The organism is Acinetobacter sp. AG1 (assembly GCF_001005525.1).
Taxonomy (GTDB): Bacteria; Pseudomonadota; Gammaproteobacteria; order Pseudomonadales; family Moraxellaceae; genus Acinetobacter; species Acinetobacter modestus.
The window spans coordinates 1-12,212 of record NZ_LBMZ01000069.1; the positions used below are offsets into that span (position 1 = coordinate 1).

Here is a 12,212-nt window from a genome sequence, read left to right on the forward strand (position 1 = left end):
CGATGGATGTGCATTCTACAGTATTTCAGATCAGGTGCAAGGGCTTTATTCAAATTTATTTTATTTATCGCATCAACCGATTATTTTTTACACAAATAAGGCTGAAAATGTGCGATTTGGTCGATTATTTGCTCAGTTTTATTTTTTTCTTGCCAGTGTAAAGGTCTGCAATCGATATATTCACAGTATCCAGTGCCCTCATAGCTTTCATTGTTCCATAAGAGTTGATAGTGAAAGCTGCCCACATAACCAGCTGCCAAACCAAATTTATAATCACCTCGACTTTGTGCTGTTAATTGAAAGACAACCGCATCCTTTTCTAAATATTGCCAAATGAATTCCCTAGGTAAATACATATCCCGACCATTGGGTGTTTGAACTTTTGGATAAACACGGCTGACATCAAAAATGACTTGATCATCATAAAGTCGAGATTGCTGTTCATTCGACTGAATTTCAATCCGAGAAAAAATAATGCTATTCCACTGGTTTCTGAGTTCGGACAAAATAATTTGCAAATCTGCATTAACTTGAATGATTTGATAGGTAAAAAAATGAAAGGCTATAAAAGGTAAATAAATGGCTCTAGCATGTTTCAATATACCCTGCGCTTCAATTTGATACTTTTGTTTTTTATAAGTAATTTCCCCTTCACATTGGCAACGCACATACCAATAATCGCCAACCCCCCATTGTAAAGCTGAATGATTTTCTATTTCAGAGCCAATATTCACTTTGAGTTGACAACTGAGCTCCTCATCATCACGCTTAAAATAATAATTTGGGAAATCAACTTGAATTTGATCTACATCTAAAAACTGATAACGGTCTTGCTCTAATTGACACTGCTCTTTGGCACTATAACTTTTGAGATGCCCAACAGTTGATGCACTACTACTGACCAAAACTGTCGCAGTATCAATTGCCGTCGTAGTAATAGCACTGGCGTTATAACAAATCGGAATGCGAGGTTGGCCGATTAGACTAATAAAATTTAAGTAATGAAAGGGCTCAGGTAAATTTGGCAGAATTAAAGCTTGATAAACAATTTTAAATAAGCCTTTTGGCGGATAGAATGTTAAAGCTTCTGACTTATTAAGGTTCAGCCGCTTTAATTGATTGTTATTCATCAATATTGGCATGCTGAACCTCTCTTTTTCTAAGTTATTATTTTTGCTTCATTCTTTTTTGCAAATAAAGTCGTTACAAAGCCTGAAAGTACATAAAGAATGCATACAATCAAGATCCCTACTGGAATGTTGTACGTGATTGCGGCAAAAATCAAGACCACAGGCAACATCACAACAAAAGGTACACGTTTACGATCCATTTGTTTAAATGAATAGTATTTGATATTTGAAATCATAAGTAAACCAACACCGACCATCACAACAGAGTTGATTACTTGAATCACAATATCTTTTAAATCAAAAACAAATGGGAAATCACGACCAACCCACACCACTGAAATCACAGTAACAGCAGCTAATGGGCTCGCAATTCCAATAAAATAACGCTTATCCACCACACCAATTTGCACATTGAAACGTGCTAAACGAAATGCAGCACATGCAGTATAAATAAAACAGCAGGCTAAACCTATACGTCCAAGATCATGCAAACTCCAGCTATACATCAAAATTGCTGGTGCGACACCAAAAGCTAATAAGTCAGAAAGTGAATCATACTGCTCACCAAATGCACTTTGTGCACCGATTGCGCGTGCAACTCGACCATCTAATCCATCAAGTAATGCAGCTAAAAAGATTGCGTAAATCGCCTGATTAAAGTTGCCATTCATACTCGCAATAATGGAGTAAAAACCAGAAAGCAATGCTGCTGTAGTAATTAAGTTAGGCCATAAATAAATACCACGGCGTTTTACTTTTTGCCCTTCATGCGTTTGTTCTTCTTCTTCTACTTCAAAGGTGATGCCATCAAAAGAATGATCTTCTTTATTTAAATCAGCATCAGGTTTAAGAGAATTTGTCATTATTTTCAATTCCTCGAGAATATTTTGACTTCTTTAGTGGCAAGATGGGTTATTCACCCACCAACCAACGCACAGCGGCATGACCACCATTTTCACTCATACGTAAATGCGGGAATAGCCATTGTAAGGCTTGGTCTGCATCTTCAGAGAATTTCCAAGGCGGGTTAATCACAAGTAGACCACAACCATTCAATCCCACTGGCGTATCATCAGGCCAAACACAAATTTCACAAATTAATTGGCGACGAATTCCTGTTTTGAACATTTTCTTTTCAAAACGTTCAATCATGGCGCGATCTTTGATTGGATACCACACTGCAAATACACCCGTTGGCCATTTTTTATGTGCGGCTTGGAGTATTTCAACCAATTGTGGAAAATCTTTACGCTCGATTTCGTATGGTGGGTCAATCATGACCAATCCGCGTTTTTCTTTAGGCGGAATGACACCCATCAGACCTTCATAAAAATCACGCTCATGTAAGCCCGCACGTTTATCGCGAATATTAAAATATAATTGTTGAAACACATCACGCTGCATTTCAAATATAGTCGCTTTATCAATATCACGCATGCCTTCAAGCGCAAACCAAGGTGAACCTGGATAAGCACCTTTACCTGAGCCTGCACGCATATCTTCAACAATTTTAAGATATTGTTTTATGCCTTCGGGTGCATTACGTTTAATCGAATCATCAAGCTTGACCAAACGATGGATACCCGTTAAAAACTCACCTGATTTTTGTGCTTCAGACGTAGATAAATCATATTTACCTGCACCACCATGGGTATCGATATATCGATAAGGTTTATCTTTAGCATTTAAACGAGCGAGCAGTTGAAGCAAAAGTACATGCTTCATAACATCGGCAAAGTTACCCGCATGGAAATGGTGACGGTAATTCATGTTGACAATTATTCCTCAATTCAAATGATAGTTTAACATGAAAGAAAAAAGTATTCTTTAGCGTTGATGTGATCATCTAAAATTGCACTGTAATCAACTTACTAATGAACTGGAGTTCTATGCAACAAACCTCTTTCACAAGTTCATGGAACTTAGATCAAATTTTAGATGATTTAAATGAATTTGGTTTTGCTCTAATTGATGATGTCTACTCGGCTGAATATGTGGAATCGCTAGTACAAGAATGCAGCAGCCATCTTGCTGAATTCAGAGCAGCAGGAGTACAAAACGGCGTTGTCAGTCATATCCGTAGTGATCATATTTTATGGATTGATGGTCAGTTACCGATTGCCCAACAGCATATCAAAGCTTTAGAAGAGTTCTCACAAGCGTTAAATCAGGCGTTTTATCTTGGGATTAAAGAAGTAGAAGCACATTTTGCCTGCTATAACGCGGGTGAATTTTATGCTTTACATCGTGATAATCCTCAACAAAAAAATGACCGAATGATTTCCACCGTATTCTATGTACATGAAAGCTGGCAAGAAGATTGGGGGGGGCAATTACGTTTGCAGGATAAAAATGGTCAATGGCATATTATCCAGCCCTCGCCTAATCGTCTGGCGATTTTCCAGAGCGATTTATTACATGAGGTTCTACACTCAAAACACCAGCGCTTGTCGATTACTGCATGGTTACGCAGTGGAGGCTCAATCTGGAATCAGAGCTAAGCCCTTTAAATTCCTGAAAACAGCCTTATATACCTAGGCATAACTGACCATTCTGGATCAATACATGTCGAACGAGACGAAACAAGTCATTGCACGAATTGGTGAAACTGACCAACTCTTTTTAGAGAACAATAGTCCTGAACTTGCTTTAGAGCGTGCTGATCTGCGTTTACAGCTAGTCGTACTCAGCCATGTACGTCAGGAACAATTACACTTCTTACAGGAAGCAATCGTACTGCTTGAACAAGCACGTATTGAATATGATGAAATGCCATTAAGTTTGTATTTGAATTTGTCTTTATGTTTAGCCAAAGCGTATATGATTTACTTTGAGCTAACCAAAGAGCAGCGTTTTGCTTTAATTACACAGCAAATTCTTAAACCTTTGGCATATACAGAACACCTAGAGATTTATTTCTTCTTGGCTTACGCGTCAGCTGCGAAGCAAGAACCAGCATTAACACGGCATTGGCTAACGAAATACGTATCTTGCTTAGAACATGATTTAGAGTTATTGCAGCTTCATCCTGCTTTTGGTGAAGTCCGCAAAGAAGAATGGTTTAGTACTCTATTACGGAATAAAGCTCACTGATGTGAGCTTTATTTTTACTGAATCATTATTTGGTACTGTCTACATGCAACTGTTGATTCAGTTCATCAATCACAATGGCCCATTCATCATCTTTGTCCCAATGACTTTTTAGAAAATCACGTTGTCCTGCACTCCAAAACTCAGCTTCATGCAATTTTTGATCAGCCGTAAGTTGATGCATTTTAATAAAGCTTTCAATGGCAACATCATCCGCATCAAGCCCTAATTGTTCAAATAAAAGTTCGAATGTCGGTTGTTGTTCAAACATTATTATTCTCCAAAACAAGTTACTTAATAGAAATAATTTAACAGTAATACTGCTAACATACAGAAAGATGCCTATATTTTCTTGTTGTTTTTTGTGTGTACTCAGCATAAAAAAAAGCACCTTATGAAAGGTGCTTTTTCAATCTATCAAACTGATAAATTAGTTCAACATGTCTGCAATTGCAGCACGTTCTTCTTCAAGTTCATTTAACGTGAAGTTGATACGCTCACGGCTGAACTCGTCGATTTCTAAACCTTGAACGATTTTGTATTCACCGTTTTCAGTTGTTACAGGGAAACCAAACATAACGCCTTCTGGAATACCATAAGAACCGTCAGAAGGAATACCCATAGTTACCCATTGACCATTTGTACCTAATGCCCAATCACGCATATGATCGATTGCAGCATTCGCAGCTGAAGCAGCTGAAGACAAACCACGCGCTTCGATGATCGCAGCACCACGTTTACCAACTGTAGGAAGGAATACATCTTTGTTCCAAGCCGCATCGTTGATTTTGTCTTTTAAGCCTACACCATTTGCAGTTGCAAAACGGTAGTCAGCATACATTGTTGGAGAGTGGTTACCCCAAACAGTCATGTTTTCGATATCAGAAACTGCAACACCAGCTTTTTGAGCAAGTTGAGTTAACGCACGGTTGTGGTCAAGACGTAACATTGCTGTAAAGTTTTTCGCTGGAAGATCTGGAGCAGATTTCATTGCGATGTATGCATTGGTATTTGCCGGGTTACCTACAACCAATACTTTAACGTCACGGCTAGCAACTTCGTTAAGTGCTTGACCTTGACCAATAAAGATTTCGCCATTTACTTTTAATAAGTCAGCACGTTCCATACCTGGACCACGTGGACGTGAACCAACTAATAAAGCATAGTCAGCATCTTTAAATGCAACTTTAGGATCATCAGTCCCGATCATGCCTGCCAATAAAGGGAAAGCACAGTCATCAAGTTCCATCATCACGCCTTTAAGCGCTTGTTGAGCTTTCTCAAAAGGAACTTCAAGCAATTGTAAAATTACAGGTTGATCTTTACCTAACATTTCACCGCTTGCGATACGGAATAATAAGCTATAACCAATTTGACCTGCAGCGCCTGTAACGGCAACACGAACGGGTTGCTTCATGTGATATTCTCCAATGAGATGCGTTTGCACAATTGAACGCTAAAGTGGTTCAATCGAATTATCATAAACGGCAAATATTGTACTCTAAAGCAAACACAGATGCATTTAAAAGAGAATGGATTTCAACAAAAGTCTGATAGAAAATACAAATTAAGTGAAGAAAAAGCTTAATAACTGCCTTTAATTGTAAATTCATTTGGACATCCCGTCACAATATGACTTGCACATTGTTTGTATTGCCCATTTTTTTGATAACACACCCGAATCTCAGTCAAAATAGAATCAAATTTTGAAGACTGACAGGTAAAGCGAATTCCTGTAGGAGGTAATGAAGGATTTAATTTCATGAATTGTTGTCGAAGGTTTTCTTTTTGCACTTCAATGGTATTCGGACTCGTTAAATCAGCAGGTACTTTTAAACGCTCAGCAAAATTAATAATCGTTCTAAAATATTGACTGGCATTCATCGACATACACCCTCCAACATCTTGCCACAGTTGCACGCGTGCATTTTCATCGGGCATTACACGCGCCACAACTTTAGCTTGCAAGGGAGATAATTTCGCAGAAGTTTTAGTCGAACAATCACGATTTAAAGGAACTTCTGGCAATAAGCTTGCGATAGTAAGAGAATAACCTTCTAAACATTTACGCTGTTTTTGTCTTGATGAATCAAAGGAACAAGCTGCGGGAGTCATTTGAACATGCATCACATAACCCGAAATATCAGGGTTCTCTGCAGCATGTAACGGCGCAGCAAGTGACATGACCAAGTAACAGATCAAGATCTGCAATGATCGAACTAACCGTCCCTTGAATAAATTCATAAATTTCATCAAATATAAAAACTTCATTGTGTCAAATTAAATGTCTTTGTTTCTCTAAGGCTCATTGCGCACAGGTATTGTTCCCATCCTTTTTTCTAAGGATTGCGCGCCTAACCCTAACACAACACCATAATGCGTCGCATTGGTCATCACATGTTTGACGTAGTCACGTGTTTCCAACAATGGAATAGTTTCTGTGTATTGATCAGCCGCCATGGTTTGAAAATCTGGCTGCCATCGTTTTGCACGATTTGGGCCAGCATTGTAACCTGCTGTTGCTAATACAGCATTACCACTCAGTTGGCTTTGAATCATTGACAGATAGTATGTCCCATAACGAATATTGGTATTCATTTCACTTAGAGCCGCTGGGTTATAAGTTTCACCCATTTGGCGTGCAACTAACTTTGCAGTATTCGGCATAATTTGCATTAAACCACCTGCGCCCACATGTGAACGTGCTGATGTAACAAACCGACTTTCTTGGCGCATTAAACCATATGCCCAAGCTGGATCAATACCAGCATTGTAACTGTGACTCGTGACATTACTACGGTGTGGTGTTGTATAACGATAAGTATCATTATGGCGCGAGGTCGTGCGATCTGCGGCATAGATTGCTCGGTCATACCAACCAATATCATGCGCTTGCTTAGCAGCAGCTAAAAGCAAACCATCATCATGCTGCAAATACGCTTGGCGGACTGCCCAATTCCATTCGCGATTAATGTAATTTGCTGGTGCATCAATATTTTTTAACGCAAATGCACGTTTAAAGTGGATATTTTGGTTTAAACGTTGAATATCTTGTGAACTTGGTTGCTCGTTATAAGGTTGATGATTATAACGTTCACCTAAACGATCTTTAGCTAGCAAATTATGATAATCATCTCCACTTTGTGCCAGTTTACGGTAAATCTGTTGAGCAGCTTGCTTTGAAGCAGCATCTGAGCGCTGCTCAGACGCACGAGCAAGCCAATACTGCCAACGATCTTCTTGTTTCTGCGTGATTGACATCGCATCAATTGCACGAATTAAACTTTCCCAAGCACCAAAACGAATCGCTTGACGTGCATAAATTTCTGCTTCTTCTGGGCTAAATGGATAACCATAACTTTGATCATAGGCATTTAACACTTCTCGGTTAAAGCCATTCTTCATGACCGTCGTTCCACCCACATAACCTATCGTACGATATAAATATTTTTGTACTGATTGAGGAGTATCTTGTGCAACACGCTGAATATTTCCTAAAGCATTGGTGAAATCACTGTCTGCGACACGTCCCAATGCAAAAATTAAATATGCATAATCAGCATCGCTGGCTTTAGGAGCATTCCATAAATATGCCAATGGATTGGCTTGAATCTGATTCAACTGAGCCAAGGACAAATCCAGACCTATAGTTTGGGCGGTCGCAATCGCTAAACCAGATTGACCTGCTCGCAGTTGTCCCCAAAGTCGTTGTTGACGATCCTGAGCAGTCATCAGAGGACTAGATAACATCAGTCGCCCTAAACCATTACACGATTCAGGCTGTGTACTTGTTGTTAACCAAATATCTTTATATTCAGCAAAAACCAGACTATCACCCGTTTTGGCACGGACTTGTGCAACCGCACAACTCTCTTCTTGGTCAGGATTAGTGACATAGCTGAGCACGGGTTTTGCTTCATTAAAACTGGCTTGTTTTACTTTTTCTTCGACATAATCTGCTGCTAATTTTTCAGCCATCGCTGATTGAGGATAACGTTGCGCAAAAGCGATAATTGAAGAAGCAGGTTGTAGCCCTAGGTTGGTATTCAATTTCCAATACTCAGGGTAATAACCTAATACATCGTTTTGCATTTCATATTGATATTGATCGAGCAATGCAACGTTGCCAGAACTCGCAGCACGTAGAGCATCATTAAATTGTTCGTCTAGAGCATATACAGATGAGCAGATCACCACGCCTCCCATCGCAACAAGTCGACGGAAGCTTTTCTTATTATTCACTTTATTGCTAACCATTGTTATAAATTGGGGATGCTTATTCATCTTCATCAATACGTTTGCTCAATTTTGCCCGCCATTATAGTGTAATAAGTCTAAGTTCCAACTATTGTTGTGTTATGTAACTTACTGATTCATATTCATTAAAATTCATCCAATTTTATTCATAAACTGTCCATTTTTGTCAGTTTTTTATTCTCTGCGTTCTTGCAAAAATACTGCTATAATCCGCGGTTTGTTTAAATCCACCTTGTTTAGGAGCCTGCATGACGGTTCAAACATTCATTCCAAGTGCTGTAAAAGCTGCTTCAGAAAACACTGTTACCCAGCCAACGCACACCACTGATGTTTCAATTAAAAAGCTATATATTGAAACGCAAGGGTGTCAGATGAATGAGTATGACAGTCATCGTATGGCAGACTTATTGGGTGATTCACATGGATATGTGCTCACTGACAATCCAAATGATGCAGACATTCTGCTCATGAACACCTGCTCAATTCGAGAAAAAGCGCAAGAGAAAGTATTCAGTGGCTTAGGTCGTTGGCGTAAACTCAAAGAACAGAATCCTGATCTGGTAATTGGTGTCGGTGGTTGCGTTGCCTCTCAAGAAGGTGACAACATTCAAAAACGCGCACCGTACGTCGATATGGTATTTGGTCCACAAACTTTGCATCGCTTGCCACAAATGCTGGATCAACATCAAGCTCAAGTTGAAAAGCCAAAGAAAGAAAAAATTAAATTAGTCGATATTTCTTTCCCAGATATTGAAAAGTTCGACTTTTTGCCTGAGCCACGTGTGGAAGGCTTTAAAGCATTCGTTTCAATCATGGAAGGTTGTTCTAAATACTGTTCATTCTGTGTTGTACCTTATACTCGTGGTGAAGAGGTTTCTCGTCCACTCGATGATGTATTGGCTGAAATCGCGGGCTTAGCTGAAAAAGGCGTGCGTGAGATCAGCTTGCTTGGTCAAAACGTGAATGGCTATCGTGGTGAAACGTTTGAAGGTGAAATTTGCACTTTCCCAGAACTGCTGCGTTTAGTTGCAGAAATTCCGGGTATTGGACGTTTACGCTATACGACTTCTCATCCGCTTGAATTTTCTGACGATTTAATTCAATGCTATCGTGATTTACCACAAATGGTTTCACATTTACATCTGCCAGTACAAAGTGGTTCAAACGATGTATTGCAAGCCATGAAGCGTAATCACACTATTGATGTCTACATCGATAAAATTGCCAAATTACGTAAAGTCCGCCCAGATATGCATTTATCTAGCGACTTCATTATTGGTTTCCCGGGTGAAACAGATGAACACTTTGCAGAAACATTACAGTTTATTAAAGATTTAGATTTTGATCATTCATATAGTTTTGTTTACTCAAAACGTCCGGGAACACCTGCATCTGACTTACCAGACAGCACCCCTGATCAAGTGAAAAAAGACCGTCTCGCACAAGTACAAGAAGTGATCAAACAATCAAGTATTCATAAAACGGATGCTATGCTCGGTAAAGTTGAACGTGTCTTGATTGAAAAAGTATCTGATAAAGATCCAAATGTATTGGTTGGCACAGCAGACAATACTCGTTTGGTTACATTTATCGGTGATGCGACATGGGTTGGACGTTTCGCAGAGATTGAGATCACTGAAATTAAAACTTTAAATTTAGTTTATGGTGAACTCTTGAATCTTGAACCTGACGTGGCGTAATGTAAGGGTATTCTTACAAGTCAACAAAAAGGGTTTCTCTTGACTGCAGCGATTCGACGTACAGTAACGTTCCCTGAAATTTCCATGGAACGTTTGAAAAGCATGCTCGGTGCGTATAACGGGCATTTAAAACAAATCGAACAACGTTTAGATGTCAAAATTACTCACCGAGGCGATGCCTTTTATCTAGACGGTGATATAGAAACAGTTGAAAGAGCCGAAGCACTATTGCAACGGCTTTATCAAGAATCAGAAATTTCCTCTCAAATCAGTGCCGATGTTTTACATTTGATGATCCAAGGTTCACAGACAGATCGTGATTTTATGGATGATTCGGAACAAGAACATACAGGCTTAGATAGCGTTTGGTTACAGACCCGCAAAGGGCGAATCAATCCTCGTGGTGCCAATCAAAAGCGTTATGTACAACGTATTTTACAAAGCGATATTTCCTTCGGTATTGGCCCAGCAGGGACTGGTAAAACTTATCTAGCAGTTGCTGCTGCAGTGGATATGTTGGAACGTAATGAAATCCAACGAATCTTACTAGTTCGTCCTGCGGTTGAAGCTGGCGAGAAACTCGGTTTTTTACCAGGTGATTTGACTCAAAAAATCGATCCCTACTTACGTCCACTTTACGATGCTCTCTATGAAATGCTGGGCTTTGAAAAAGTGGCCAAACTGATTGAACGCCAAGTGATTGAGGTTGCTCCGCTTGCCTACATGCGCGGACGTACTCTGAACCACTCATTCGTCATTTTAGATGAAGCACAAAACACCACACCAGAACAGATGAAAATGTTCCTTACCCGTTTAGGGTTTGGTTCGCGTGCTGTGATTACAGGTGACGTGACACAGGTTGACTTACCTCGTGGGCAGCAATCGGGCTTAGCACAAGCATTACGTGTACTGGAAAATGTACATGAAATTCATATCACGCGTTTCCATTCTCGTGATGTGGTGCGACATCAATTGGTACAAAAGATTGTTGAGGCCTACGAAGGTTGGGACAGTGAACAGCAACGCCTGTCTGCTGAAGCTCGTGCTGAACGCAAAGCCAAACAAGAAGCATTGATTGCAGAAAATGATTCTGCGGCAGATGCGCAACACATTTAAAAATCCCCCTCACTCCCCCTTTTATTGCAATACTTTAATCGCATATCAGGGGGACGATTTTAAGGATCTATTTTGAAAATCAATTTAAGTCTTCAACAAGACTTTCAAGCGAATGAATTACCACTAAAACGTGGTCAAATTAAAAAGCAGATTGAAACGACACTCCGTTATGTCGGTTTCGACGTAGACTGCGAAATCGGAATTGCCTGCGTCGACCTCGCAGAAAGCCATGAGCTGAATCTGCAATATCGTGAAAAAGACAAACCAACCAATGTATTGTCTTTTCCAAGCGATATTCCTGAAGAAATGCTCAACTTACTGGATGCTGAACCTTTAGGTGACTTGGTGATTTGTATCCCTGTGGTTTTACAAGAAGCTACTGAACAGCAAAAAACACCTATTGATCATTTCACCCATTTACTGGTTCATGGCGTTTTACATTTACTTGGCTACGATCACGAAACCAGTGAAGCTGAAGCAGAAGAAATGGAAGCTTTAGAAATTGAGATTCTAAAAAAACTAGGGATCGCCAACCCTTATCAAGCCGATGAAAGCTAATCCAAGATCCTATGTATATCGTTATTTTTAAAGCCACGATCAAACAACTTGATGTAACTTACTCTGAAATGGCACAAAAGCTGAGAAATAAAGCCTTGAGTCAATTTAACTGTGTCAAATTTGAAGCGTGTAGTGAAAATGGTTTTGAAATTGCGTTGTCTTACTGGCATAGCCTTGAAGATATCAAGCAGTGGCAACGCGATGCAGAACATTTAGTTGCTCAGCGTTTGGGTAAAGAAAAATGGTATCAGGATTTTAGTGTGGAAATCTGCACAGTTGAACGTGCTTATTCAAATCAAAATAGCTTGTGAATAAACGCAAACTTATCCACATCTTCAATAAAAAACGGCTGAATTCAGCC

At 39.6% G+C, this 12,212-nt stretch carries 13 protein-coding genes; 6 read left to right on the forward strand and 7 right to left on the reverse strand.

Translation table 11 applies throughout. The annotated features are described in order from the left end of the window. Nucleotides 1-80: 80 nt before the first annotated feature. From AAV96_RS01435 to AAV96_RS01445, 3 genes are read right to left on the reverse strand one after another with little or no spacing between them, the layout of a single operon-like run. A complete protein-coding gene (locus tag AAV96_RS01435) occupies nucleotides 81-1,142 on the reverse strand; it encodes a DUF6670 family protein (protein WP_046738038.1) in 1,062 nt (353 codons plus the stop codon). A 17-nt stretch (nucleotides 1,143-1,159) separates the two neighbouring features. Further along, a complete protein-coding gene (gene pssA, locus AAV96_RS01440; RefSeq protein WP_005218223.1) occupies nucleotides 1,160-1,993 on the reverse strand; it encodes a CDP-diacylglycerol--serine O-phosphatidyltransferase in 834 nt (277 codons plus the stop codon). Between the two features lie 49 nt (nucleotides 1,994-2,042). After that, nucleotides 2,043-2,900 carry a 23S rRNA (adenine(2030)-N(6))-methyltransferase RlmJ gene (locus AAV96_RS01445; protein ID WP_004658904.1) on the reverse strand — a complete coding sequence of 286 codons (858 nt, stop codon included), beginning with the start codon at nucleotides 2,898-2,900 and terminating at the stop codon, nucleotides 2,043-2,045. Nucleotides 2,901-3,019: 119 nt separating this feature from the next. Between AAV96_RS01445 and AAV96_RS01450 the strand changes: the two genes are divergently transcribed. Both AAV96_RS01450 and AAV96_RS01455 read left to right on the forward strand, forming a co-directional pair. Then, nucleotides 3,020-3,631 carry a 2OG-Fe(II) oxygenase gene (locus AAV96_RS01450; protein ID WP_046738039.1) on the forward strand — a complete coding sequence of 204 codons (612 nt, stop codon included), beginning with the start codon at nucleotides 3,020-3,022 and terminating at the stop codon, nucleotides 3,629-3,631. A gap of 64 nt (nucleotides 3,632-3,695) precedes the next feature. Further along, complete coding sequence (locus tag AAV96_RS01455; protein WP_046738040.1) at nucleotides 3,696-4,223, forward strand: hypothetical protein; 528 nt, start codon at nucleotides 3,696-3,698, stop codon at nucleotides 4,221-4,223. 25 nt (nucleotides 4,224-4,248) lie between these two features. Here AAV96_RS01455 and AAV96_RS01460 read toward each other — a convergent pair whose 3' ends face one another. The 4 genes from AAV96_RS01460 to AAV96_RS01475 form a co-directional block, all read right to left on the reverse strand. Next, nucleotides 4,249-4,491, reverse strand: a complete 243-nt coding sequence (locus AAV96_RS01460) for a DUF2789 family protein (protein WP_046738041.1) — start codon at nucleotides 4,489-4,491, stop codon at nucleotides 4,249-4,251. A gap of 159 nt (nucleotides 4,492-4,650) precedes the next feature. Further along, nucleotides 4,651-5,637: a malate dehydrogenase gene (locus AAV96_RS01465; protein WP_004658908.1), complete on the reverse strand. Its 987-nt coding sequence runs from the start codon at nucleotides 5,635-5,637 to the stop codon at nucleotides 4,651-4,653. Between the two features lie 167 nt (nucleotides 5,638-5,804). Next, complete coding sequence (locus tag AAV96_RS01470) at nucleotides 5,805-6,491, reverse strand: hypothetical protein (RefSeq protein WP_004658910.1); 687 nt, start codon at nucleotides 6,489-6,491, stop codon at nucleotides 5,805-5,807. 27 nt (nucleotides 6,492-6,518) lie between these two features. After that, nucleotides 6,519-8,426: a transglycosylase SLT domain-containing protein gene (locus tag AAV96_RS01475; RefSeq protein ID WP_413772438.1), complete on the reverse strand. Its 1,908-nt coding sequence runs from the start codon at nucleotides 8,424-8,426 to the stop codon at nucleotides 6,519-6,521. Between the two features lie 299 nt (nucleotides 8,427-8,725). Between AAV96_RS01475 and miaB the strand changes: the two genes are divergently transcribed. From miaB to AAV96_RS01495, 4 genes are all read left to right on the forward strand, one after another. Beyond that, complete coding sequence (gene miaB, locus AAV96_RS01480; protein ID WP_046738043.1) at nucleotides 8,726-10,177, forward strand: tRNA (N6-isopentenyl adenosine(37)-C2)-methylthiotransferase MiaB; 1,452 nt, start codon at nucleotides 8,726-8,728, stop codon at nucleotides 10,175-10,177. Nucleotides 10,178-10,216: 39 nt separating this feature from the next. Further along, nucleotides 10,217-11,293, forward strand: coding sequence for a PhoH family protein (locus AAV96_RS01485; RefSeq protein WP_005218240.1), 1,077 nt, complete (start codon nucleotides 10,217-10,219; stop codon nucleotides 11,291-11,293). Between the two features lie 72 nt (nucleotides 11,294-11,365). Next, a complete protein-coding gene (ybeY, locus tag AAV96_RS01490) occupies nucleotides 11,366-11,851 on the forward strand; it encodes an rRNA maturation RNase YbeY (RefSeq protein WP_046738044.1) in 486 nt (161 codons plus the stop codon). An 11-nt stretch (nucleotides 11,852-11,862) separates the two neighbouring features. Continuing rightward, nucleotides 11,863-12,162: an antibiotic biosynthesis monooxygenase family protein gene (locus AAV96_RS01495; protein WP_046738045.1), complete on the forward strand. Its 300-nt coding sequence runs from the start codon at nucleotides 11,863-11,865 to the stop codon at nucleotides 12,160-12,162. The last annotated feature ends 50 nt before the right edge of the window (nucleotides 12,163-12,212 follow it).